This window comes from Thalassotalea fonticola, from assembly GCF_032911225.1.
Lineage (GTDB): Bacteria > Pseudomonadota > Gammaproteobacteria > Enterobacterales > Alteromonadaceae > Thalassotalea_A > Thalassotalea_A fonticola.
This window is the reverse complement of record NZ_CP136600.1, coordinates 4,213,281-4,238,561: the sequence shown is the minus strand read 5'-3', so window position 1 is coordinate 4,238,561 and position 25,281 is coordinate 4,213,281. Positions and strand designations below refer to the sequence as shown.

Below are 25,281 nucleotides of genomic sequence, written 5' to 3'. Positions count from 1 at the left end.
CTTAAACCATGTCATCCCGGAAGAGCTTAAGCGATATCCGGGACCTCCTCCAGTATGTTGTGGTTTTAAAAGCATATACATTCAAAGCACAATACGCGGCAGTAGGTTCCGCACAAGAGCATTGCGGAATGATGTACAGGAAGTGCTAATGCCGACAGATTCAGGCATGAACGCATTATGTCGGTGACGGAGTATTCTTTTGAAAATATTTGAGTATACGCGATGGTTGTTAACTTACACCACGTCATCCTCGAAGAGCTTTAGCGATATCGGGGACCTCATAAGGCAGAAGCGTGCTTAGGTTGGATACGCAATGCTATGACTGCAAAGAAGTAGGTCGAGCTAGGTTTCCAAATGCAAAAAGGCCCGCACATTGTGCGGGCCTTTTCTGAATTGGAAGCCTAGCGATGACCTACTCTCACATGGGAACTCCCACACTACCATCGGCGCAACTGCGTTTCACTTCTGAGTTCGGCATGGGTTCAGGTGGTTCCACAGTGCTATTGTCGCTAGACAAAAACTGTTACGTTAGTAACACCCTGAATTCATTTCAGGGTCTCCTGACAGATGCTGAGCATGTATCAGAATTTCTAAACGTTAAGATAAATTAGCTTTGTTAAAATAACTTATCTTAAAACTTAGAGTAAAAAGCCCGTTCATTGAACGGGCTTTTTGAATTAGGAGCCTGGCGATGACCTACTCTCACATGGGAACTCCCACACTACCATCGGCGCAACTGCGTTTCACTTCTGAGTTCGGCATGGGATCAGGTGGTTCCACAGTGCTATTGTCGCCAGACAAAAAACGTTTCGCAAAAGAAGCTCTTTTGCTTGCTAGAAGTTTTTTGTCCTGAATTCATTTCAGGCCCTACTGACACTTACCGAGCATCAGTCTTCTAACTAATTTGGAAAAAACAATATTAAACCGTACTTACTCTATTCTTTAATGCGTGATGTGTTTCCACATTTCTTTGTCAGACCATACAGCCTCAAACAAAACTGCTTGGGTGTTGTATGGTTAAGCCTCACGGGCAATTAGTATCAGTTAGCTCAATGCCTCACAGCACTTACACACCTGACCTATCAACGTTGTAGTCTCCAACGACCCTTTAGGGGACTTAAAGTCCCAGTGAGAACTCATCTCAAAGCCTGCTTCCCGCTTAGATGCTTTCAGCGGTTATCAGTTCCGAACATAGCTACCGGGCAATGCCACTGGCGTGACAACCCGAACACCAGAGGTTCGTCCACTCCGGTCCTCTCGTACTAGGAGCAGCCCTCTTCAATTCTCAAACGCCCACGGCAGATAGGGACCGAACTGTCTCACGACGTTCTAAACCCAGCTCGCGTACCACTTTAAATGGCGAACAGCCATACCCTTGGGACCGACTTCAGCCCCAGGATGTGATGAGCCGACATCGAGGTGCCAAACACCGCCGTCGATATGAACTCTTGGGCGGTATCAGCCTGTTATCCCCGGAGTACCTTTTATCCGTTGAGCGATGGCCCTTCCATACAGAACCACCGGATCACTATGACCTACTTTCGTACCTGCTCGACGTGTCTGTCTCGCAGTTAAGCTAGCTTATGCCATTGCACTAACCGTACGATGTCCGACCGTACTTAGCTAACCTTCGTGCTCCTCCGTTACTCTTTGGGAGGAGACCGCCCCAGTCAAACTACCCACCAGACAGTGTCCCCAAGCCCGATAAGGGCCCTAGGTTAGAACATCACGCATACAAGGGTGGTATTTCAAGATTGGCTCCACCACATCTAGCGACGCGGTTTCAATGCCTCCCACCTATCCTACACATGTAGGAGCAATGTTCACTGTCAAGCTATAGTAAAGGTTCACGGGGTCTTTCCGTCTAGCCGCGGGTATACGGCATCTTAACCGCAAATTCAATTTCACTGAGTCTCGGGTGGAGACAGTGTGGCCATGATTACGCCATTCGTGCAGGTCGGAACTTACCCGACAAGGAATTTCGCTACCTTAGGACCGTTATAGTTACGGCCGCCGTTTACCGGGGCTTCGATCATGAGCTTCGCAGAGCTAACCCAATCAATTAACCTTCCGGCACCGGGCAGGCGTCACACCGTATACGTCATCTTTCGATTTTGCACAGTGCTGTGTTTTTAATAAACAGTTCCAGCCACCTGGTTACTTCGACTCTCCTGTGCTTACTCCGCAAGGGATTCACACTAGAGAGCGTACCTTCTCCCGAAGTTACGGTACTATTTTGCCTAGTTCCTTCACCCGAGTTCTCTCAAGCGCCTTAGTATTCTCTACCTAACCACCTGTGTCGGTTTGGGGTACGGTTCCTATATATCTGAAGCTTAGAAGCTTTTCCTGGAAGTATGGCATCAACAACTTCAACTCCGTAGAGTCTCGTCTCGTATCTCAGTCTCAGTGAATCCGGATTTACCTAAACTCACAACCTACATACTTTCACATGGACAACCAGCGCCATGCTTGCTTAGCCTTCTCCGTCCCTCCTTCGCAATATATAGAAGTACAGAAATATTAATCTGTTTCCCATCGACTACGCGTTTCCGCCTCGCCTTAGGGGCCGACTTACCCTGCCCTGATTAACATGGGACAGGAAACCTTGGTCTTTCGGCGGGGGAGTTTTTCACTCCCCTTATCGTTACTCATGTCAGCATTCGCACTTCTGATACCTCCAGCAAACCTTACGATTCACCTTCAACGGCTTACAGAACGCTCCCCTACCACTTAATCCTAAGATTAAATCCGCAGCTTCGGTGCATAGTTTAGCCCCGTTACATCTTCCGCGCAGACCGACTCGACTAGTGAGCTATTACGCTTTCTTTAAAGGATGGCTGCTTCTAAGCCAACCTCCTAGCTGTCTATGCCTTTCCACATCGTTTCCCACTTAACTATGACTTTGGGACCTTAGCTGGCGGTCTGGGTTGTTTCCCTTTCCACAACGGACGTTAGCACCCGTAGTGTGTCTCCCGCATATCACTCATTGGTATTCGGAGTTTGCAAAGGGTTGGTAAGTCGGGATGACCCCCTAGCCTTAACAGTGCTCTACCCCCAATGGTGTTCGTGCGAGGCTCTACCTAAATAGATTTCGGGGAGAACCAGCTATCTCCCGGCTTGATTAGCCTTTCACTCCGACCCACAAGTCATCACCGCATTTTTCAACATACGTGTGTTCGGTCCTCCAGTTGATGTTACTCAACCTTCAACCTGCCCATGGGTAGATCGCCGGGTTTCGGGTCTATGCCCTGCAACTAAACGCGCAGTTAACACTCGCTTTCGCTACGGCTCCCCTATTCGGTTAACCTTGCTACAGAACATAAGTCGCTGACCCATTATACAAAAGGTACGCAGGCACCGGACTAAATCCGGCTTCCACTGCTTGTACGTATGCGGTTTCAGGTTCTATTTCACTCCCCTCACAGGGGTTCTTTTCGCCTTTCCCTCACGGTACTGGTTCACTATCGGTCAGTTAGGAGTATTTAGCCTTGGAGGATGGTCCCCCCATATTCAGTCAAGATTTCTCGTGTCCCGACCTACTCGATTTCACTATTAGGTTGTTTTTGTGTACGGGGCTATCACCCTGTATCGCTGTCCTTTCCAGAACATTCCACTAACGCCCAAATAGCTTAAGGGCTGATTCGCGTTCGCTCGCCGCTACTAACGAAATCTCGGTTGATTTCTTTTCCTCGGGGTACTTAGATGTTTCAGTTCTCCCGGTTCGCCTCATAACGCTATGAATTCACGTTACGATACCCGCCTGATGACGGGTGGGTTTCCCCATTCGGACATCTGTGCCTATAACGCCTTTTATCGGCTTAACACAGCTTTTCGCAGATTAACACGTCCTTCATCGCCTCTAACTGCCAAGGCATCCACCACATACGCTTAGTCACTTAACCATACAACCCCAAAAAGTTTCCTTTAAGACTGTTCGGTGACTAAACCGAACTAAGTTGCAAGTCTGACATTTTCACGCATTCATAAGAATGTTGACATCCCAATTTAACTTAGGTGTCAAACTCACAAACAACTGTGAGCCTTGAGTAAGAACAACTAACAACACGATAAGAGTTGCTAGTTATAATGTTGAGTTGTTGTATAAAACAACTCAGTGATAAACAATAAATTGTTTATCGTGGTGATTTGCTGACGTTTATGATTGGAGGTCATAAACACAAATCACCGGGTTTAATATCAGCTTTCCAAATTGTTAAAGAAATAATCAATGCACGCACTCGGCATTAATTTGAGTTAAAAACTCAAAACTAAATATCTACTTCCTGAACTTGTTTCAGGTTCTATTTAGTTTTGAATTCTCAGTGGGCTAATGGAGATCCTGAAATAAATTCAGGAGACATTCTGCCTCACTCATTCTTCAATCGTTATCATGCAATTTGTGTGAACACTCGCAGAGCTTGCGCTCTCATTAAGTTGTCTACTTAAGGTAAGGAGGTGATCCAACCCCAGGTTCCCCTAGGGTTACCTTGTTACGACTTCACCCCAGTCATAAATCACAAAGTGGTAACCGTTCTCCCGAAGGTTAAACTAGCTACTTCTTTTGCAACCTACTCCCATGGTGTGACGGGCGGTGTGTACAAGGCCCGGGAACGTATTCACCGTGGCATTCTGATCCACGATTACTAGCGATTCCGACTTCACGGAGTCGAGTTGCAGACTCCGATCCGGACTACGACAGACTTTCTGGGATTCGCTCCACCTCGCGGTCTCGCTGCCCTCTGTATCTGCCATTGTAGCACGTGTGTAGCCCATCCCGTAAGGGCCATGATGACTTGACGTCGTCCCCACCTTCCTCCGGTTTATCACCGGCAGTCTCCTTAGAGTTCCCGACACTACTCGCTGGCAAATAAGGATAGGGGTTGCGCTCGTTGCGGGACTTAACCCAACATTTCACAACACGAGCTGACGACAGCCATGCAGCACCTGTCTCAGAGTTCCCGAAGGCACTAATCTATCTCTAGAAAATTCTCTGGATGTCAAGGGATGGTAAGGTTCTTCGCGTTGCATCGAATTAAACCACATGCTCCACCGCTTGTGCGGGCCCCCGTCAATTCATTTGAGTTTTAACCTTGCGGCCGTACTCCCCAGGCGGTCAACTTATCGCGTTAGCTGCGCTACCCACAGATCAAGTCTACAGACAGCTAGTTGACATCGTTTACGGCGTGGACTACCAGGGTATCTAATCCTGTTTGCTCCCCACGCTTTCGTGCCTCAGCGTCAGTATTTGTCCAGGTGGCCGCCTTCGCCACTGATGTTCCTTCCAATCTCTACGCATTTCACCGCTACACTGGAAATTCCACCACCCTCTACAATACTCTAGCTTGCCAGTTCAAAATGCAGTTCCAAGGTTGAGCCCTGGGCTTTCACATCTTGCTTAACAAACCGCCTACGCACGCTTTACGCCCAGTAATTCCGATTAACGCTCGCACCCTCCGTATTACCGCGGCTGCTGGCACGGAGTTAGCCGGTGCTTCTTCTGTTGCTAACGTCACAGCTAGCAGTTATTAACTACTAACCTTTCCTCACAACTGAAAGTGCTTTACAACCCGAAGGCCTTCTTCACACACGCGGCATGGCTGCATCAGGGTTTCCCCCATTGTGCAATATTCCCCACTGCTGCCTCCCGTAGGAGTCTGGGCCGTGTCTCAGTCCCAGTGTGGCTGATCATCCTCTCAAACCAGCTAGAGATCGTCGCCTTGGTAAGCCTTTACCTTACCAACTAGCTAATCTCACTTGGGCTAATCTATGAGCGAGAGGTCCGAAGATCCCCCCCTTTGGTCCGTAGACATTATGCGGTATTAGCAGTCGTTTCCAACTGTTGTCCCCCACTCAAAGGCATATTCCCAAGCATTACTCACCCGTCCGCCGCTCGACGCCGAAGTAGCAAGCTACTTCTCGTTTCCGCTCGACTTGCATGTGTTAAGCCTGCCGCCAGCGTTCAATCTGAGCCATGATCAAACTCTTCAATTAAAAAGTTGTTACATATGCATCGACAAGCGATGCTACTCAATGAATTCTGAATGTTTCGTATCAATCGAAGCGAATGATACTAAACGTACTAATTAATCCTCATCGCTAAATAAAGAAAAATTAATTTGTTTGTGTGTTCATCATCATTAAGTGATTTCGATACCGAGGTATCTATGTTGTAAATCAATCTTAATGTGAGTGCCCACACAAATTGCATGATAACTAATTGTTAAAGAACCGTTCTATTCGAACGAAGAGCTAATCGCATTCGTTAGTCTCTTTTGCTTCAAACCGGCTAGTAGCCTTGCCTGAAGTGGATGCGCATTGTACGTCATCCAGTGTTGATGTCAACAGTTAATTTCAATAATTTCGAATTTAATTGTTGTCGTTTGCAACTCAGTAAAACTTACCTTCATCATTACAAACTATCTACACAACTTACCGTTGGTTGCTCTGCAGTAACGTTACCGTAACTTGGTGAGATTCCCTGTGGAAGTGGATGCGCATTTTAGGGATTTTTGCGCCGCCGTCAATACCTTTTTGCAAATAAATTAAAATAAATGTTTTTTCGCTTGATATTTATACTAGAAACAACTTTTACCAACAAAATACTTACACTCACCACCAATATTTAACACATTTTTTACCCAAATGGACTATTGCTTAAATATTGAACTTATAGTTAGATATATGTACTAAAAACTATAAGGCTTTAAAAGCCGTTGATTTACTAAAATAAGTGAACAAGAAATGAAAGCGCTATTAATTACCATTAGTCTCATGTTAACCAGCACAATCGCGTTAGCTGGAGATGTACAATCTAAAGAAAAGTTCCTTGGTAGGTTACTTGAAAAACATGTTGATAAAAACATATCAGTTGAGCGCAGTGTTAGCAGCTTATTGAAAAGCTATCCTGACGGCGATGATATTATATTGGAAACAGCATTTACTAAATACCCGAGCCAGTATAAACAAATCATTAGAGGAGCATTGCACGCAAACCCAAATCACAGCGAAGACGTTATTAAGTTAGCGTTAGAACATGATGTTGCTTCTTGTGCGCAAGTGATCAAAACTGCTATTAATGCAGAGCCTGCTTATGCCGATGATATTGTCTTGGTAGCAAGTAAACTTCATCCCGAAGATAAGCACGCAATTTTTAGAATGGCATTAAATACAAAACCGGTAATGGCATCTAGTATCGTTAATGCCTCTGCTAAAAGTTATCCTGAAGATTTTATTAGCTATATAGGTATGGCATTTGAAGAGTTGCCTGATATGTTCATTGCATTACTGAATAATGCTTTTAATAATTTTCCTGAGCAAAGTAATGAGGTAGTAGAGATTGCAGTTAAGTCTCTAGACAAAGAACATGTAAGAGCAATTATTGATAATGCTATTCAATCAGGATTAAGTGAAAAAGAAGCCACAGATGCCGCGATTAAAGGTGGTGCCGATATACTTGCCTTAAATATGTAACTTATTTCAGGACGGGATAATCCCTAAATTGAACAGAATTTAAACCATCCATGGTAATTCTAAGTTGATTCATCCCTGAATTAACAGAATTTAAACCATCCATGGTAATTCTAAGTTGATTCATCCCTGAATCAAAAAAGGGAAGCTTATTGCTTCCCTTTTTACATTTAACTGGTTAACAAATAGTACTAGCTATTAAACCCGTTCAAAGACTGTTGCAATTCCTTGCCCCAAACCTATACACATGGTTGCTAAGCCTATATTGGCATCATTTGCCTCCATAAGGTTTATTAACGTACCCGAAATACGTGTTCCAGAGCAACCTAGTGGGTGACCTAGAGCAATGGCGCCACCGTTAAGATTAATTTTATCGTCAATTACATCCATCATGTCTAATGATTTAATGCATGATAACGCTTGTGCAGCAAAAGCTTCGTTGAACTCGGCTAGGTCAATGTCGGCAGTTGTTAAACCCGCACGCTTTAATGCTTTTTTCGTTGCAGGTACTGGACCAAAACCCATAGTTGCTGGATCGCAACCTGATACACCCATACCACGAACTTTCACTCTCGGTGTTAAACCAAGTTCTTTCGCTTTACTTGCTGACATTATCAACATTGCACTGGCACCATCCGAAATAGCAGACGAAGATGCTGCTGTAACGGTACCGTTTACCGGATCAAATACCGGGCGTAACGTTGATAAACTTTCAGGTGTACATTCTGGACGAATAACTTCATCTTGAGTAAATACTTTTAAGGTTCCATTAGCATCATGCCCCTGCATACCGACAATTTCATTATCCCAGCGGCCTTCAACTTGAGCTGCATGTGCACGTTGATGAGAACGTGCAGCAAAAGCATCTTGCATTTCACGACTGATACCATGTTGACGGCCTAGTAATTCAGCGGTTAACCCCATATTACCGGAAGCTTTAGCCATATACTTAGCCATTGCTGGAGCAAAGTCGATATCGTACATCATAGGAACATGCCCCATGTGTTCAACACCACCAATTAAAAATACATCTCCTTGGCCTGCCATAATACTCGTACTTGCATTATGTAAAGCTTCCATTGATGAACCACATAACCGGTTTACCGTTACGCCACCAATATGTTTTGGCATATCAGCCAGTAATGCTGCGTTTCGAGCAATATTAAAACCTTGTTCTTTAGTTTGCTTTACACAACCCCAAATAACATCTTCAATGTCGTTAGGATCCAGTTTAGGGTTACGCTGTAAAATTTTCTTCATTAAGCTAGCCGATAACTCTTCAGCACGAACATTACGGTACATACCGCCTTTTGAACGTCCCATTGGAGTGCGGATACAATCGATAATAACTACTTCATTCATAATAACTCTCCGCTCTATTTAGCTGTTTTAACATCAGTGTTGAAATAAGATTGACCAGATTTAGCCATTTCTCGTAAGCCATCGGTTACTTGATAAATTTCACCTAAATGAGTCAATTTATCTGCAGTATCAATAAATGATTGCAAGCCAACAGTTTCTAGGTAACGAATTGGACCACCTCTAAATGGTGGGAAGCCTAAACCGTAAATTAACCCCATATCTGCTTCGGCAGCGGTATCAACAACACCTTCTTCTAAACAACGAATAGTTTCATTAACCATTGGCGTCATTAAGCGGGCAATAATCTCTTCTTTGTCAAAAGCTATTGTGTCAGCACACATAGCAGACATAAGCTCAATACTTGTAGCACTTGCTATTTTTTGAGGTCGGCCACGTTTATCTTTTGAGTACTCATAAAAACCAACGCCATTTTTCTGACCAAAGCGATTATCATTATAAAGAGCCTTAACAGGATCATTCTCTTGTTTAGGCATACGTGTAGGAAAACCATTGGCCATTACATCGGTACAATGATCGGCGGTATCTAAACCTACAACATCTAATAAATATGCAGGACCCATAGGCCAGCCAAATTGTTTTTCCATGATTTTATCAACAGCGGTAAAATCAGCACCTTCTAGTAATAGTTGACTAAAGCCAGCAAAGTACGGAAACAAAACACGATTGATATAAAAACCAGGGCAATCATTAACAACAATTGCTGATTTGCCCATTTTAGCGGCATAGGCAACAACCGCAGCAACAGTATCATCAGACGTATCTTTACCACGGATAACTTCAACCAATGGCATCTTATTTACCGGGTTGAAGAAGTGCATTCCACAAAAGCGTTCAGGTTTAGCAATACTTTCGGCAAGTAAATCGATAGAGATAGTTGATGTATTTGACGTAATAATCGCATCATCACTGACATTAGCTTCAACTTCTTTTAAAACTGCAGCTTTTACTTTAGGATTTTCAACAACTGCTTCAACGATAATATCTACATCTTTTACGCTGTCGTAGCTAAGTGTTGGTGTAATATTGTTTAATGTATGCGCCATTTTCTTAGCATTTAACCGACCTTTATCAACAAGCTTTGTTAAGATACCTGCTGCAGTAGTTAAGCCTAAATCAAGAGCTGCATTGTTAATATCTTTCATAACAATAGGCGTACCTTTATAAGCAGACTGATATGCAATACCACCGCCCATAATACCAGCACCTAATACTGCCGCACGTTCAACTTTTTTAGTTGCCATTTTACCGGCTTTTTTGGCTTTGCCCTTAACAACTTGGTCAGCAAGGAACAAACCAACTTGGGCCGCACATGCATCAGTTTTAGCAACTTGACCAAATGCAGCATTTTCTAGCAGCATTGCACCTTGTCGTTCTAACTTAACGGACTCTTCAAGTAAGTTAGCTAAAATCATCGGAGCAGGATAATGTTTGCCTGCTTTCGCAAAAATCATACCTTTAGCAGTATTAAAACTCATCGCATGTTCTATTGGTGTTAATAAAACCGGAACTAGCTTCTCTTTGCGCTTGGCTTGCCAGTCAAACTGTCCAGAGATTGCATCTTTTAACATCTCAATTGCTGCAGATTTCAAGTTTTCAGGTGCTACAACAGCATCAACAGCTCCAAACTCTAATGCTTTCGCTGCTTTATATGGCTTACCAGTAGTCATCCATTCAAGTGCATTATCGATGCCAATCACCCGTGGCAATCGAACCGTACCGCCAAAGCCTGGAATAAGACCCAATTTAACTTCAGGTAAACCTATGCTAGCAGTAGTATCTGCAACTCGATAATCACAGACTAGAGTAACTTCACAACCACCACCTAATGCAAAACCATTTATTGCGGCAATAGTAGGTATATTGAGATCTTCAAACATATCAAAAATATCACTACTGCTTTTGAACACTCCTGCGATCTCATCATCAGGAGTTTTAAACAATTCGGTAAATTCAGTGATATCTGCGCCAACAATAAAGGTGGACTTGGCCGATGTCACGACAACACCTTTTGCTTGGGCACATTCGCCAATAGCAATGATTGCGCTTTTATATTCTTGTAGTGTTGCGATATTTAATGCGTTTACTGATCCTTTCGCGTCGAAACATAACTCAACGATTCCATCGTCAAGTAATTGGGCAGAAAGGCCGTTGCCTTGATAAATCATCCCTAAACTCCTTAGCTCTCATGAGGTTTGAAAAGTATTTTATATTCATAAGTATAATAAAAATGACGAGTAAATTATCTTTATGGCTATATTTATAGATGCTTGAGTTTGCCTTGTCTAATTAAGCAAAGCAACCATTTTTTCAAACGATCGTTTAAATTAATTGTTTTATTTGAATGAATTTTAGATAACGAGGTATTTTTTTGGGGTTTCAAAATCAAAAAAAACCGCCGAAGCGGTTTTTTTTAACAGAACATATACACGCAATTAGAATGCTGGTTTATCTTCTGTTTCTTCATAACGGGCAACACTTGATGTGATTTCATCTTTTGCAGCTTGAGCACCTGCCCAACCTTCAATTTTAACCCATTTGTTTGGCTCAAGATCTTTGTAATGTTCAAAGAAGTGAGAAATCTGGTTTAACAGAAGCTCTGGCATTTGTGTAGCTTCATCAATACCACGGTAAATAGTTGATAATTTATCAACAGGAACCGCTAAAATTTTGGCATCTTCACCAGACTCATCTGTCATGTTCAATACACCAATTGGACGACAACGAATAACAGAACCCGCTAATAATGGGAAAGGAGTAGGTACTAAAACATCTACCGGGTCACCATCTAGTGATAAAGTGTGTGGTACATAACCGTAGTTAGTTGGGTAGTGCATACAAGTTGACATGAAACGGTCTACGAAAATAGCACCTGATTCTTTATCTACTTCGTATTTTACCGGATCAGCATGTGCTGGAATTTCAATGATAACGTTTATTTCTTCTGGTAAGTTCTTACCAGCTGGTACACTATTAAGGCTCATGGCTCTTCCCACTTAAGTACAATATTTAAAGGGCGTTATTATAACGACTTTTATTTAAAATTCGACTTATTCTCAGCAAATAATTGAAAACTTTAGTCTAATACCGGTGTTTTTTCCTGATCTGCACCCGAAAATTAACTTTATTTTAACATTTTTAACTACACTTTTATTAATGGTAGGAGTAATGTAAATATTGCTTCTATATAAAAAGTGTTCTTGTTGTACTCCACCGCATTGTTTTGATGTCTATACGGTAGTGTTTTTAACACATTAATCGAATATAAAAAAAACAAAGCCATGAATATGATTTTGTGGCCAATAACAATAATAAACGGGGATTTTATGGATAACATGTTTTACTTGCCGCCGGCCCTTGGCGTTGCAGGCCTTATTTTTGCATTCATTCTTTATAATATAATTAAATCATATGATGCAGGAGGCGAGGCATTAAAGAAAATTGCTGATCAAATACATCTCGGTGCGATGGTATTTATGCATCGTGAATATAAGATGCTATTTATTTTTGCCGGTATTTTATTAGTATTACTTTACCTGTTTGTTGATCCAAATACTGCTCTAGCATTTTTTGTTGGTGCTGTATCTTCTGCACTTGCCGGTTATATAGGTATGTTCACTGCAACAAAAGCGAATGTAAGAACAACTAATGCTGCTCATGAAAAAGGTGCTGCGCCAGCATTGACCGTAGCGTTTTTCGGCGGTTCAGTAATGGGGCTATGCGTTGCATCTTTAGGCCTTATCGGCTTAGGTACGCTGTATTGGTATTTTGGTGGAGATCCAACCACAACGCATTATATTCATGGTTTTGGTATGGGTGCATCTTCCGTTGCGCTGTTTTCTCGTGTTGGCGGTGGCATTTTTACTAAAAGCGCCGATGTTGGTGCCGATTTAGTCGGTAAAATAGAGGCTGGTATTCCAGAAGATGACCCGAGAAACCCAGGAGTTATTGCTGATAATGTTGGTGATAATGTCGGTGACGTAGCTGGTATGGGCTCTGATATATTTGAATCTTATTGTGGCTCCATGATTGCTTCAATAGCAATTGCCTCAACAATGGCAGTTGAAGCTTTAGGCGATCGTTCGGCTCTTATGGCTTTGCCATTAATGCTAGCATCTGTCGGTTTGATATGTTCAATATTGGGCATTTTATTAGTTAAATCTATGTCCGCCAGTAAAGCTGAGCTTGCGCTGCGTACCGGAACAATTGTTGCTGCAGTATTATTTATCGTAGCTTCTTACTTCACAATAGAGTTTTTAGGTATTAGTAGTAAAGTTTGGGGTGCAGTTTTAGCCGGTGCTATTGGCGGTATCATTATCGGTTTGGTAACCGAATATTATACTTCTAGCTCACCAGTTAAGAAGATAGCCCAAGCCGGTGAAACAGGACCTGCAACGGTAATGATAACCGGCCTTTCTGTTGGTATGGAATCTGTTGTCGTACCAATTTTAACTATATGTGCCATTATTTTTGCTTCAACACAAATGGCTGGCTTATATGGTGTAGGTATTGCCGCGGTAGGTATGTTGGCAACTGTCGGTATTACCATGGCAATTGATGCTTATGGACCTGTTGCTGATAATGCCGGTGGCATTGCTGAAATGGCAGGCCTCGGTGAAGAAACGCGTAATATTACTGATTCATTAGATGAACTTGGCAATACCACCGCCGCCATAGGTAAAGGTTTTGCTATCGGCGCAGCTGCGCTAGCAGCATTAGCTATTATTGCCGCTTACGTTGAAACTATGACTCTAAAAGTTCCTGATTTCAGCTTACATTTAGGCGATCCTCAGGTGCTAATTGGCTTATTTATTGGTGGTATGGTGCCATTTCTAATTGCTTCATTAACGATGACGGCTGTTGGTGATGCTGCATTTGAAATGATCCATGAAATTCGTCGCCAGTTTAGAGAGATAGATGGCTTACTTGAAGGTAAAGCTGATCCTGATACGGCTCGTTGTGTTGATATAGCCACAACTGCAGCACTGAAAAAGATGATTTTACCCGGCGTAATAGCAGTAAGTGTACCGGTAATTGTTGGTTTTGGTATTAGCCCGCAAGCACTGGGTGGCATGCTAGGTGGTGCATTGTTAGGTTGTGTATTAATGGCACTAATGATGGCAAATGCTGGTGGGGCTTGGGATAACGCCAAAAAGTACGTTGAAAAAGGTAACCTTGGCGGTAAAGGTAGCGATACTCACTCGGCAACCGTAGTAGGTGATACCGTTGGTGACCCGTTCAAAGATACCTCAGGACCTTCAATGAATATCTTAATTAACGTAATGGCAATTGTGTCTCTGGTAATTGCGCCGGTCCTTTAAAAAATGAGGGTCAGAGTCAGGTTTATTATCAATAAACCTGACTCTGACCCTAGTTATTTATATCCCATCACCATCAGTGTGTAACCCACACTCACGTTGCATACCATTAAAACGAGTATCTTGCTCATCCATTTGCGCTGACAATGGCAATGATGAATGTTCGTCACCTACTGATACATAACCTTCATCCCATAAAGGGTGGTACGGTAAATTATGCTTGGTTAGATATTCGTGAACGTCTTTATTACTCCAGTCAATTATTGGATGTAATTTAAAGCGACCGCGAATAACTTGCAATACAGGTAATGATTTACGATGATCTGTTTGACTGCGTCTTACACCAGAAAACCAAGTGTTAACACCTATCTCATCCAAGCCTTTTTCTAACGGCGTTACTTTATTGGTTAAATTATATTGTTTTAACTCTGCTTCACCCTGCTGCCATTGTTCACCATGCCTAGCACGTTGCCAAGCTGGAGAAATATCAGCACGAAATACCTTTAAATTTAAATTTAAACGTTCGGTTAGCTCATCAATAAAGCGATAAGTTTCTGCAAACAAATAGCCTGTATCGGTTAACAGCACCGGTATATCAGGTTTTATCTGCGTCATCATATGTAACATTACCGCAGATTGAATACCAAAACTTGAAGTTAAGGCAAAATTGTTTGGTAAATGTTCAAATGCCCATGCAACACGTTCACTGGCACTCATTTTCTCAAGTTGTTCATTCCAACTTTCTAATAATGAGTCGGGCAATGATGCCGGAAATCTGTTGTTAACTGCTATGTTAGCCATGAAAATCCCGTTTACTAACTATCACTTCTTTGACAATGCCTTCACGTATTACAAAATCGCCGAAACATTCCTGCTCATTGCGTTTTTCTACCCATAAGCCAATTAGTTCATCTAAATGAACCAACACTTGCGCTGAACTGATATTATCCTGGTAAAGTTTTGGCACACGGGTACCGGCAACATTACCACCTAAATACATATTATATTTGTCTGGTCCACGACCAACTAAACCAACTTCGGCAAGCATTGCACGGCCACAACCATTAGGACAACCCGTTACTCTGAAAATAATATGCTCATCTGCAATATTATGTTTGGCTAATAATCCCTCAATATCTGTTACATAACTTGGTAAAAAGCGCTCTGCTTCTGCCATCGCTAACGGACAAGTTGGAAATGCAACACAGGCCATCGAATTTTGACGCTGATTCGATTGCTTGCTATCAATTAAGCCATGTTCAATAGCAATGTTTTCAATAACAGCTTTCTGCTCTTGAGACACACCAGCAACAATCAAGTTTTGATTCGCCGTCATACGGAAATCGCCTTGATGAATTTCAGCAATAGCTTTTACACCACTTTTAAGCTTGTCATCTTGCGTGTCTTTTAAACGACCATTTTCAATAAATAGGGTTAAATGATGCTTATTATCGATACCTTCAACCCAGCCAACTTTATCGCCGCGGTTGGTAAACTCATAAGGTTTTGAATCTTCGAACTTAACGCCAGTACGCGCTTCAACTTCAGCTTTAAAAGTATCGATACCTACTCTGTCTAAAGTGTATTTAGTTTTCGCATTTTTACGGTTAACACGGTTACCCCAATCGCGTTGCGTAGTAACAACAGCTTCGGCAAATGCTAAGGTATCTTTAAGTTCGATAAAGCCAAAATCATCAGCCTTTCTTGGGTAAGTAGAGTCATCACCAAAGGTCATGGCTAAACCGCCACCGACAAGTACGTTGAAACCAATTAATTTTTTACCGTCGCTAATCGCCACAAAGTTTAAATCGTTAGCGTGCACGTCAATATCATTATCTGGTGGGATAACGACGGTAGTTTTAAATTTACGCGGTAAATAAGTACTACCTAGAATAGGCTCAACTTCTTGGCCAGGTGTTTCTTCAATTTTTTCACCATCAAGCCAAATCTCAGCATACGCACGAGTTTTAGGGAGTAAATGCTCACTAATTTTGATAGCCCATTGATAGGCTTCTTGATGTAAAACCGACTCAACCGGGTTAGAAGTACATAATACGTTACGGTTAACATCACCAGCAGTTGCAATAGCATCAATACCTATTTTATTAAGCGTTTGATGCATCAATTTAATATTCGGTTTCAACACACCATGAAACTGAAACGTTTGGCGAGTTGTCAAACGAATACTGCCATAAGAAGTGTGCTCATCGGCAAACTTATCAATAGCTAACCACTGGCTAGGAGTAATAATGCCACCAGGCATCCTAGCTCTAAGCATAACATTATGCAGAGGTTCTAATTTTTGCTTAGCACGCTCAGCACGAATATCACGATCATCTTGCTGATACATACCATGAGTACGGATTAACTGAAAGTTATCAGCGGTGAAGCCACCGGTAATTTCATCTTTTAAATCTTCAACTATCGTGCCACGTAAATGTTTGCTTTCAGCTTTTAGACGTTCATTGTCGGCATGCTTTCCTTGTACAACATTAGGGTTTAGTTCAATTTTATCGGCTAAATTAGACATTAATATACATCCTTCTGGTAACGCTTATTAATGCGTAATTGCTTTAAATAATCTTCGGCTTGGGCAGCGGTTTTATTACCGTGCTCACTAACAATCTCAACTAAAGTCTGATGAACATCTTTAGCCATGCGGGACATATCACCACAGATATAAAAATGTGCGCCATTTTCTAACCAGGCAAATACTTCTTTGCCATTCGCTTTTAACTTGTGTTGTACATACACTTTTTCAGCTTGGTCTCGTGAAAAGGCCACATCTAAACGAGATAACACACCTGATTTTAGGTAACTTTGCCACTCAACTTGATATAAAAAGTCTTGAGTAAACGTTTGGTCGCCAAACACTAACCAGTTACCACCATTTGCATCTTGTGCTTCACGTTGCTGTAGAAAAGCTCTAAATGGTGCAACACCAGTTCCAGGACCAACCATAATGATTGATGTCTCGGTATCTTCTGGTAAACGGAAGTTATTATTATGCTCAATAAATACTTTTACTTGGTCGTCTTCTTGCAAACGTTCAATTAAAAATCCTGAAGCACTACCTAAGCGACGTACATCGCCTTCGCTTGTTTGTTCAACATAGTCAACCAAACCAACAGTTAAGTGCACTTCTTCTTCCACTTCTTCCTGGCTTGATGCTATTGAGTACAAACGAGGCGTTAACGCAGCTAGACTATCAACCAATGTCTGCGCAGATAAAGTCGCAGGATAAGTAGTAATTAAATCGATAAGCTGTTTGTTATTGATGAAATCGCGTAAGTTATCAGCATCAGTCAATAAATCCGTAAGAGTTTGGTTATTAGCAAGTTCTGCCCATTTAGTAATGACTACTTTACTTAAACCGGTTACTTCAAGCTTTTCTTGTAAAGCCAGCTGCAAGCTTACTTCTTCACCATTTGCTGTGACTAATTCAGTTAAATCTAGGTTTAGCGCATTAGTAATTGCTGCAACCAAAGCTTGATCATTAACAGGCCAGATACCTAAAGCATCGCCTGGTTGATAGCTTATCTCTGAACCTTCCAAATCAATTTCAATGTGCTGTACAACTTTATTCGAATCTCGTCCGGTAATTTTCTGGTTAGCAACAATAGTAGCTAAAAATGGATTTTCTTTGTTATATGCGCTTACGTTTTCAGCTATAGCTGCATTTCCTACCGGTAATTGCACTACCTCAGCAGTATTAGCCACTAAAGTTTCGGCAACGAGTTTTAAATTTTCTTCTTGCCAAGCTTTTGCTTGAGCAACGTAATCAACGTCACAATCAATACGGTCACTTATGCGTTTAGCGCCAAGCTTAGCTAATCTTTCATCAAAATCTTTACCTGTTTGACAAAAATATTCATAGCTTGAATCACCCAAAGCTAATACTGAATATTGTAATGAATCTAATTTAGGCGCTCTTTTTGAATCTAAAAATTCATGCAACGCCATAGCATCATCTGGTGCTTCACCTTCACCATTAGTGCTAGTAACAATTAATATGTGTGTTTCCGATTTTAACGACTTTGGCTTGTAATCGGCCATGTTTACTAAGCTGGCATTAATGCCTTGGCTTTCGGCCTCTGCATGAACCTGCTGTGCAACAGCTTTAGCATTACCGGTTTGCGAACCAAAAAGAATAGTCAATTTACCCGCAGGGCTGGCACTAGTTTGCGGCATAACTTGGTTTGCCGGATTTTCGCTTTTAGCAGCCAAATAACCACTTGCCCAAGCAAGTTGTAATGGTGAATATTGATGAATGACTTGTTGCAGCTGTAGCAGTTGATCACTACCTAAGCTGGCTTGAATATCATTATTGGCTTTTACCAACATGGCGTTTATCCCAAATTACATTAATTTTACAATGCATAAAGGATATACAGGCTTAAGGAAAACATAAAAGAATAGATAAAGCTTTTTTATTCCAAAATAGAATATGAATTATTTATCTATTTTGGAATAACTTAGAGCAATAATGGTTAATTCAATCTGCAAACAATAATTTACATTTCAACAGGAGGGAATATCAGAGTTAAGCAGAGAAGTTATTACCGAAGATGTGAATTAACGATCCATGGTAATTCTAAGTTAATTCATCCTTGAATTGAATCAATTTCAAGCCATGATTTACACGATGTAATGAATGCCGTGTTCACAGGGATGTGATTGAGCGGTCCATGGCAAATTGATATTCCTTCTTCCATGAAGTAAAAAATCCTGACAGCAGAGCTGTACAGGATTTTATTATATAAAGGTGTGTAGCAGGTTTATTAGAAGTGAACTTCAACACCAGCAAATGCACCATCAAATTCTAGATCGGCATAAACACCATCTAAGTCATCTAATTCAAGATCTACTACGCGGTAACCTGCTGAAAGGTTAACGTCGATAACAATGTTATCAATTAATGCGTAAGCGATACCTGCTTGGTAATCAGCAAGAGTGTGATCATCAATGCTTAAAAAATTGCCTTCAGCAAATACACTTAAGCCAGTACCAGGTAAAGACACTTGCGCTGACGCATAAAGCATAGGAATAATTTCATCTACTGAGTCTTCATCAAGTCCCATAGTATCGCTCGTAAGTAATTCACCTTCAAAATCTTTAGCCGTTAAACCAAAATCAAAAGAGAATAAACCATTATCAAACAGTTCGTAATAAAGGGTGTAATCAGTATAAGTAAAATCAACTTCAGAACCCTCAACTACTAGGTTGGCAAATTCATTGTTTGTATCAACTTCTAACCCTTTAGTCATTAACTCTGAATGAGCAATTTTAATATTCGGAATAAACGGTACCGGATGTTCAAAAGCAAGATAAAACCTAGCTTGTGATTCATCTTTAAAGTTATATTCTACTAACTCGTTATTTTCACCATGGCTACCTTCTGCAGCCATATCCCACCCTTGAGCACCAACATAAACACCGATAGCATCGGCCGCAGCTGTAGTACTGGTTAACAACATTAGCGAGCTAATTAACGCAGCTGTTTTATTCATTTTATTTTTACCCTGTTATTTTTATTTATATTTGTATTTCTATTAACCCTGACTTAATAATTCCCTCAAATCAATTAATGCTGCATTAGCTCTGGAAATATAATTTGCCATTACTAATGAATGATTAGCACCTATGCCGAAACCACTACCATTTAAAATCATAGGACTCCAAACAGCAGCTTGAGTAGCTTCTAATTCTCTAATTATTTGGCTCACACTTACGGTGGCATTTTTATTTTCCAATACATCGGCAAAATCAACTTCGATGGCTTGTAGCATATGCAACAATGCCCAACAAGCGCCACGTGATTCGTAAAACACATCGTCAATTTTCCACCAACTGGTTTTTACTATAACAGCCGATGCTGAAAATGTAGATTGCACCGCATCTTTATCACCGGCCAAATCTGTATTCAATTGGTTACGACCAACACTGGCGCTTAAGCGTTGCGAATAACTACCTAATCGTTTTTCTATTTCTCGTAAATAATCACGAAGATTATCGGCACGAGCATAAAACTGCGCATCTTGTACTAAAGGGTCAGCTAAATCTTGACGATAAGCATATAAATCTTCAACTGCAGAGCTGTATTCACCTTCTGCACTTGGGATGGCCCATGTATAAGCGTCTATATTAAATTTTGGCTGTGCATTTTTTAAATGTTTATTTTCAAGAGATTGTGATTGTGATCGGCTAAATGATTGACGCATTACTAGAGATAAGTCACGAACCATTTCTAGTACGCCAAACTCCCATGCAGGAATATTATCCAGAAACAATGAAGGGGGTATTTTATCATTTGATAAATAACCGCCTGGCTTATCTTGCAACTTTTCAGCGACTCGAATTAAAGTGGTGGTGGTGGTATAACCTACAACGGGTTTTACATTTGCGACTTTAGCATCATTTACTGCCTGCTCCCGCACATCGAATGTACCAGGTTCAAAACTCCAAAACACACCTAATATATAAAAAAGAAAAACCACAACTATTGACGTTATGGTGATAGATTTAAACGAGAAATTAACAGTCATAATTTATCCTTTAGTGATGATGCCGTTATTTGTTTAATTACTTAAGTCCCTGCACGGGCACTTTAATAGTAACATTTTCTTTATTATCAAAGTGTAACGTCATAGTAATTTCAGTATCAGCTTGTAATGGTTGTTGCAAATTAAACACCATTAAGTGATATCCATGTGGTTGCAGTACTACTTGGTCATTTGCATTAATAACTATAGAATCGACTTGCTGCATTTTCATCATTTCTTCTGTCATTATATGCTCATGCATTTCAATTCTTTTGCTAATAGTTGAGCTAACAGAGGTAAGAGTAACAGGCTTATTCGATTGGTTTGACAAACTCATGTAGGCAGAGCTGATAGTAGTACCAGGTATAGTTTCTCTAACATATTGCTCGCTAACACTAATATCTGCTGCCAGTACACTTGAAGAAATAAAGAAAGAAATAAGTGTTGTTAAGAAATAGTTAAGCTTCATGGTAAATGACCAATGTGGTGTAATTAGCTGAATAATCGCCTATTTCAACAGATTCGACAATAAAATTTATTGAAAAACATAAAATAAATGCAAATCAACATTCACATTACCGAAATAGACCACTTAATTAGTGACTGTTTTTTGACGTGTACATGCCCAAATAAGCACGGCAATTAAAATAATCGGCCAAAATACACCTACCCCAACCATTAATACACCACCACAGACTAATAAAATGCTAAAAATAATGGTGCCGAATACACTTAACACTATTGCCAATGCAGCAAAGACAAGCAGAATTGCAACGATTGCAGACAAACTAATAACCTTTAATGGTTCAACTTCTTGATGCCCCATATAAAAGCTGACATTAAACAGTTCAATTAAACTTATTCCAAATGCATAAGTAAGCATTAATGTTGCAATTATAGCTAATAATAAAGATTTAAAAAATGTCATGCCTACTCCTTAACTTGTAATATTTTATAATGCTAAACGAATTAATAATGACGGTTTGACATTAATAATGCTGCGACAAAGTAAGCAACAATTGTTGCTAATGGCATCATAAACCCAATCACAACAACTGCAGCTCTTACACCCAATCTTGGTAATTCAAAATGACGTGCAAGACCAGCACAAACACCACTAATTTTTTTATTGACTAAGTCTTTACTAAATGGACGCTCTACACGGTATTTATTGGTATTCATAGCTTACTCCTTACAAATAAACTTTTTTAATTTTAATCTCAATTTATGCTTGCATGTATCTTGCAATACTAAATACGCCAGCACCGATAAAAAATGTTGCTACTGGCACAAGCCATAATGTAAAAATGATTGAAAATGGAAACATAATTTATTCCAACTTTACCTTTCCGATTAATGGTTTAGTTAAAGTTAACGGTTTATACTAAATGGGTATTATCCGTTAACTACTTTTTTCTTCATTTGTTGCAGTTGTTCATCAATTAAATCTTGATTCTCAAGCTCTGCAAACTGGCTTTCCAAACTTTGGTTTTTACCAAGGTCATAAGCCTCTACTTGTGCTTCAACTTCATCGACTTTTTGTTGGTAGCGTTCAAACTTCGCAATGGCATTATCAATATTGCCAGTATCAATTGTTTGACGCGCTTTTAACCTTACCTCTGCTGACTTTTGACGCAGGGTAAAAGACTCTTGACGACGTTTGGCTTCAGCTAACTTTTCTTGTAAACGGCTACAATCGTCTTGTACACCATTGAGCATTTCATCAATGCTGATCATTTCTTGCTGTAAAGAATCAAACTCTTGCTCAGACTTTTGTTTTTCAATTAGCGCACTACGCGCTAAATCTTCACGGCCTTTTGCTAATGCAAGTTCAGCTTTATTCTGCCAGTCAGTAACTTTAGTTTCTAAGCTGCGTAATTTACGAGTTAGAGTTTTCTTTTCAGCAATGCTTTTTGCTGCTTGCGAGCGAACTTCAACTAACGTTTCTTCCATCTCCTGAATAATTAAGCGAATTAATTTTTCCGGATTTTCAGCTTTTTCTAATAAGCTATTAATATTGGCGTTGATGATATCGGTTAATCTTGAAAACATACCCATAATGTTACTCCTTATTATTCTGGTGAATCTTCTTCATCGTTAAGTTTTGTTGTTTCAGATATGCTTACTGTTGGTAAACCATTTTCTGAAGCAAATAGTGAATCTAATTTAAAGTTGCCAACCTCTTGTTCAATGCTATTGGCTACTTGTTGAGTTATTTGATAAAACACAGCTTTAGATTGTTGAGATACCATCATTTCAATGGCGCTCTCAAGTGACACAAGTTCTTCAGCTTTAGCAGATGTTGCTGCCATTGCACTTGCTGCCATTAATGCTGCGAATACTGATGCTTTAGTAGTTAACGTGTTCATGTTTCAATCCTTATTTATTTAACTAACAACTAGGTAGTAGTTAGTATTAATTGTAAATTTTGCTAATAATAATTTATACAATACAAGTGCTGTGCCAACTTTTAATTATTTTTTAAGTGGTTGTTTTTGCTAGGCTTTATTTTTACTCTTTATTTTTTAATGAAGTTAACATTTATTTAACATGCTGTTGATTGGTTTTTTTAACCACATGGTTAGCGGATTTAACCAATCAGTTAAAACTAAATTAAATAACGGAGAAAAAGTATTAATAAGATGGTATGAAACAATCACTTCAAATGGCTGCAGATAAAAGACTTTAGGTTATTTTAATAATAAAAAGAAAGAGTTAGTAAAAGAAGGTAGCCCCGAACAGGCTATTTAAATACGTTGCAAAGCGTCATTATCGTTAGTTTGCGGGGGTTGTTCAATCATACTCACAACTATTGAACAGCCTATTAAACAAAGTACTGGTAGTAAAAGCATTAAAAACATTTCGACTAAACTGAACATTTTATTTCCCCGTTTTTCAATGTCACATAGGTATGGTGTTAATAGTTAGTCGTAATAAGTAAGGAAAAGGTTTAGTTTTTTAACATTTATTTTACATAGCAAAATAATCAAAAAAAATCCCCACTTGCAGCCATACTTGGGCAAATGAGGATTTTTGCTGTTCGAATATTAAAGTGGTTTAAGAATGTTTTCCCGTTAATGCGAACGCTTCACGCAATACATTTGAATCAGAGCCTTCTCGTCCGGCATTTTCACTTAAATAGCGACGATAGCGCCTTGCACCGGGTAAGCCGTTACATAAACCAAGCATATGCCTTACCACATGCCATACCCGGCCACCATTTGCTACGTTGCGATCAATATAATCACACATCGCATCAATAACTTCTTCACGAGTAATAATCGGCTTTTCATCAGCAAAAATGATTTGATCTGCTTGGCTTAACATATATGGGTTTTGATAGATTTCACGGCCTATCATTACCCCATCAATATGAGTTAAGTGCTCAACACTCTCTTGTAAAGTTTTAATACCGCCATTAATTGAAATATCAAGATGGTTAAAATCTTGTTTGATTTGATAAACTCGAGAGTAATCTAATGGCGGTACTTCACGGTTTTGTTTAGGGCTTAAACCGCTTAACCAGGCCTTACGGGCATGAACAATAAAATGCTCACAGCCGGCTTTGCCAACAACATCGACAAAATTATGTAAAAACTCATAACTGTCCAAATCGTCAATACCAATTCGCGATTTAACCGTTATCGGTACGTTAACGGCATTTTGCATAGTTTGTACGCATTGGGCAACAAGCTCAGGCTCGGCCATTAAGCAAGCACCAAAGCGACCATTTTGCACTCTGTCTGAAGGGCAACCAACATTTATATTAATCGCATCATAGCCATGCTGTTCGGCCATTTTAGCACATTCAGTCATAGCTTTAGGGTCACTACCGCCAAGTTGCAACACTAATGGATGCTCTTCTTGGTTGTAAGTTAAGTAATCACCTTTACCAAATAAAATAGCCCCGGTGGTTACCATTTCGGTATACATCACAGTATGGCTGGATAACTGACGTAAAAAATAACGACAGTGTTTGTCGGTCCAATCGAGCATAGGCGCGACAGAGAGTGCTTCAGAAAATGTTTTGGTATTCAATGTTTTTGATGTTCCTGTTTAAAGTATGAATTCGCTAAAAAGTAAACCTAGCTTAATTTTTTATTTTACTTTTTTGCTTCATCATCTCTCTAATTTTGGCGATGCCATTTTTACCCATCGTTTGAATTTGTTCAGGTGTGTATTGCGTTAACGCTCTGCTCGGATCAAACCATTTATGCTCAGGGTGGGAAATCATATCAGCATGATTACCTAATACTGCCTGAATAAATTCAGGAACACTTGGAGGAAATTTACCACCGTTAACTGCAAAAAAATCGATGGCATTTTCGATATCTTGTTCGTTAAATTGATCGCGAACTTTAAATAGTGCTTTGGTTAATTCTTGTTTATGTACAGCTAACTTATCTGGGTTTTTATTACCGGTAAATTGGTAAATTCCATCAAAGCGGCCTACGATAACATTTACTAGGTTTACCACAGCTTCAGGCGGAGTAATGCCTTCTTCTTTATTTACAATTTTTGATGAACCTTGGTTAATTACAACCGCTATATCTTTTATATCTTTCATGCTCCCC

General features: G+C 40.3%; 17 protein-coding genes and 4 rRNA genes. 2 read left to right on the top strand and 19 right to left on the bottom strand.

Annotation, left to right across the window (positions count from 1 at the left end):
• Positions 1 to 399: 399 nt before the first annotated feature.
• The 4 genes from rrf (RI844_RS17370) to RI844_RS17355 all read right to left on the bottom strand — a co-directional run bounded on the left by rrf (RI844_RS17370) (position 400) and on the right by RI844_RS17355 (position 5,991).
• Positions 400 to 514: ribosomal RNA gene (gene rrf / locus RI844_RS17370) — 5S ribosomal RNA — on the bottom strand.
• Between the two features lie 169 nt (positions 515 to 683).
• Positions 684 to 798 (bottom strand): 5S ribosomal RNA (gene rrf / locus RI844_RS17365).
• Between the two features lie 215 nt (positions 799 to 1,013).
• Positions 1,014 to 3,902 (bottom strand): 23S ribosomal RNA (locus RI844_RS17360).
• A 546-nt stretch (positions 3,903 to 4,448) separates the two neighbouring features.
• Positions 4,449 to 5,991, bottom strand: a 16S ribosomal RNA gene (locus RI844_RS17355).
• The 16S, 23S and 5S rRNA genes sit together here, the layout of an rRNA operon.
• A 750-nt stretch (positions 5,992 to 6,741) precedes the next feature.
• On the opposite strand from RI844_RS17355, the gene RI844_RS17350 reads away from it, so the two are divergent.
• Positions 6,742 to 7,470, top strand: coding sequence for a hypothetical protein (locus RI844_RS17350; RefSeq protein WP_348395907.1), 729 nt, complete (start codon positions 6,742 to 6,744; stop codon positions 7,468 to 7,470).
• A 195-nt stretch (positions 7,471 to 7,665) separates the two neighbouring features.
• Here the strand turns inward: RI844_RS17350 and fadA are convergent, their stop codons facing one another.
• From fadA to ppa, 3 genes are all read right to left on the bottom strand, one after another.
• Entirely contained in the window at positions 7,666 to 8,829 is a 1,164-nt protein-coding gene (fadA, locus tag RI844_RS17345) for an acetyl-CoA C-acyltransferase FadA (protein ID WP_348395906.1), read from the bottom strand.
• Positions 8,830 to 8,843: 14 nt separating this feature from the next.
• Positions 8,844 to 11,015, bottom strand: a complete 2,172-nt coding sequence (gene fadB / locus RI844_RS17340; RefSeq protein WP_348395905.1) for a fatty acid oxidation complex subunit alpha FadB — start codon at positions 11,013 to 11,015, stop codon at positions 8,844 to 8,846.
• 267 nt (positions 11,016 to 11,282) lie between these two features.
• Positions 11,283 to 11,831: an inorganic diphosphatase gene (ppa, locus tag RI844_RS17335; RefSeq protein WP_348395904.1), complete on the bottom strand. Its 549-nt coding sequence runs from the start codon at positions 11,829 to 11,831 to the stop codon at positions 11,283 to 11,285.
• Between the two features lie 342 nt (positions 11,832 to 12,173).
• On the opposite strand from ppa, the gene RI844_RS17330 reads away from it, so the two are divergent.
• Positions 12,174 to 14,168: a sodium-translocating pyrophosphatase gene (locus RI844_RS17330; RefSeq protein ID WP_348395903.1), complete on the top strand. Its 1,995-nt coding sequence runs from the start codon at positions 12,174 to 12,176 to the stop codon at positions 14,166 to 14,168.
• A gap of 57 nt (positions 14,169 to 14,225) precedes the next feature.
• On the opposite strand, the gene RI844_RS17325 is transcribed toward RI844_RS17330, so the two are convergent.
• From RI844_RS17325 to RI844_RS17270, 12 genes are all read right to left on the bottom strand, one after another.
• Positions 14,226 to 14,966 carry a phosphoadenylyl-sulfate reductase gene (locus RI844_RS17325; RefSeq protein ID WP_348395902.1) on the bottom strand — a complete coding sequence of 247 codons (741 nt, stop codon included), beginning with the start codon at positions 14,964 to 14,966 and terminating at the stop codon, positions 14,226 to 14,228.
• Positions 14,959 to 16,695 carry an assimilatory sulfite reductase (NADPH) hemoprotein subunit gene (cysI, locus tag RI844_RS17320; RefSeq protein WP_348395901.1) on the bottom strand — a complete coding sequence of 579 codons (1,737 nt, stop codon included), beginning with the start codon at positions 16,693 to 16,695 and terminating at the stop codon, positions 14,959 to 14,961. The genes RI844_RS17325 and cysI overlap by 8 nt, the downstream gene beginning before the upstream one ends.
• Positions 16,695 to 18,509: an assimilatory sulfite reductase (NADPH) flavoprotein subunit gene (locus tag RI844_RS17315; RefSeq protein ID WP_348395900.1), complete on the bottom strand. Its 1,815-nt coding sequence runs from the start codon at positions 18,507 to 18,509 to the stop codon at positions 16,695 to 16,697. Before RI844_RS17315 ends, cysI begins: the two co-directional genes overlap by 1 nt.
• A gap of 437 nt (positions 18,510 to 18,946) precedes the next feature.
• The gene (locus RI844_RS17310; protein WP_348395899.1) at positions 18,947 to 19,675 is read right to left on the bottom strand and encodes a TIGR04219 family outer membrane beta-barrel protein; all 729 of its coding nucleotides are present in this window, start codon (positions 19,673 to 19,675) and stop codon (positions 18,947 to 18,949) included.
• A 42-nt stretch (positions 19,676 to 19,717) separates the two neighbouring features.
• Positions 19,718 to 20,710: a DUF2333 family protein gene (locus tag RI844_RS17305; protein WP_348395898.1), complete on the bottom strand. Its 993-nt coding sequence runs from the start codon at positions 20,708 to 20,710 to the stop codon at positions 19,718 to 19,720.
• 37 nt (positions 20,711 to 20,747) lie between these two features.
• Positions 20,748 to 21,176, bottom strand: coding sequence for a copper chaperone PCu(A)C (locus tag RI844_RS17300; RefSeq protein WP_348395897.1), 429 nt, complete (start codon positions 21,174 to 21,176; stop codon positions 20,748 to 20,750).
• A gap of 123 nt (positions 21,177 to 21,299) precedes the next feature.
• Complete coding sequence (locus tag RI844_RS17295) at positions 21,300 to 21,635, bottom strand: hypothetical protein (RefSeq protein WP_348395896.1); 336 nt, start codon at positions 21,633 to 21,635, stop codon at positions 21,300 to 21,302.
• Positions 21,636 to 21,676: 41 nt separating this feature from the next.
• On the bottom strand, positions 21,677 to 21,889 hold the full coding sequence (locus tag RI844_RS17290) for a PspC domain-containing protein (protein WP_348395895.1): 213 nt from the start codon (positions 21,887 to 21,889) through the stop codon (positions 21,677 to 21,679).
• A gap of 213 nt (positions 21,890 to 22,102) precedes the next feature.
• Positions 22,103 to 22,765, bottom strand: a complete 663-nt coding sequence (gene pspA / locus RI844_RS17285) for a phage shock protein PspA (protein ID WP_348395894.1) — start codon at positions 22,763 to 22,765, stop codon at positions 22,103 to 22,105.
• 14 nt (positions 22,766 to 22,779) lie between these two features.
• The gene (locus RI844_RS17280) at positions 22,780 to 23,076 is read right to left on the bottom strand and encodes a hypothetical protein (protein WP_348395893.1); all 297 of its coding nucleotides are present in this window, start codon (positions 23,074 to 23,076) and stop codon (positions 22,780 to 22,782) included.
• A gap of 688 nt (positions 23,077 to 23,764) precedes the next feature.
• Positions 23,765 to 24,745 carry a tRNA dihydrouridine(20/20a) synthase DusA gene (gene dusA, locus RI844_RS17275; RefSeq protein ID WP_348395892.1) on the bottom strand — a complete coding sequence of 327 codons (981 nt, stop codon included), beginning with the start codon at positions 24,743 to 24,745 and terminating at the stop codon, positions 23,765 to 23,767.
• Between the two features lie 52 nt (positions 24,746 to 24,797).
• Positions 24,798 to 25,274: a hypothetical protein gene (locus tag RI844_RS17270; RefSeq protein WP_348395891.1), complete on the bottom strand. Its 477-nt coding sequence runs from the start codon at positions 25,272 to 25,274 to the stop codon at positions 24,798 to 24,800.
• Positions 25,275 to 25,281: the final 7 nt, after the last annotated feature.

Coding starts and splice junctions, on each gene's coding strand:
- RI844_RS17350 (WP_348395907.1), top strand. CDS start 6,742: ATGAAAGCGCTATTAATTACCATTAGTCTCATGTTAACCAGCACAATC.
- fadA (WP_348395906.1), bottom strand. CDS start 8,829: ATGAATGAAGTAGTTATTATCGATTGTATCCGCACTCCAATGGGACGT.
- fadB (WP_348395905.1), bottom strand. CDS start 11,015: ATGATTTATCAAGGCAACGGCCTTTCTGCCCAATTACTTGACGATGGA.
- ppa (WP_348395904.1), bottom strand. CDS start 11,831: ATGAGCCTTAATAGTGTACCAGCTGGTAAGAACTTACCAGAAGAAATA.
- RI844_RS17330 (WP_348395903.1), top strand. CDS start 12,174: ATGGATAACATGTTTTACTTGCCGCCGGCCCTTGGCGTTGCAGGCCTT.
- RI844_RS17325 (WP_348395902.1), bottom strand. CDS start 14,966: ATGGCTAACATAGCAGTTAACAACAGATTTCCGGCATCATTGCCCGAC.
- cysI (WP_348395901.1), bottom strand. CDS start 16,695: ATGTCTAATTTAGCCGATAAAATTGAACTAAACCCTAATGTTGTACAA.
- RI844_RS17315 (WP_348395900.1), bottom strand. CDS start 18,509: ATGTTGGTAAAAGCCAATAATGATATTCAAGCCAGCTTAGGTAGTGAT.
- RI844_RS17310 (WP_348395899.1), bottom strand. CDS start 19,675: ATGAATAAAACAGCTGCGTTAATTAGCTCGCTAATGTTGTTAACCAGT.
- RI844_RS17305 (WP_348395898.1), bottom strand. CDS start 20,710: ATGACTGTTAATTTCTCGTTTAAATCTATCACCATAACGTCAATAGTT.
- RI844_RS17300 (WP_348395897.1), bottom strand. CDS start 21,176: ATGAAGCTTAACTATTTCTTAACAACACTTATTTCTTTCTTTATTTCT.
- RI844_RS17295 (WP_348395896.1), bottom strand. CDS start 21,635: ATGACATTTTTTAAATCTTTATTATTAGCTATAATTGCAACATTAATG.
- RI844_RS17290 (WP_348395895.1), bottom strand. CDS start 21,889: ATGAATACCAATAAATACCGTGTAGAGCGTCCATTTAGTAAAGACTTA.
- pspA (WP_348395894.1), bottom strand. CDS start 22,765: ATGGGTATGTTTTCAAGATTAACCGATATCATCAACGCCAATATTAAT.
- RI844_RS17280 (WP_348395893.1), bottom strand. CDS start 23,076: ATGAACACGTTAACTACTAAAGCATCAGTATTCGCAGCATTAATGGCA.
- RI844_RS17270 (WP_348395891.1), bottom strand. CDS start 25,274: ATGAAAGATATAAAAGATATAGCGGTTGTAATTAACCAAGGTTCATCA.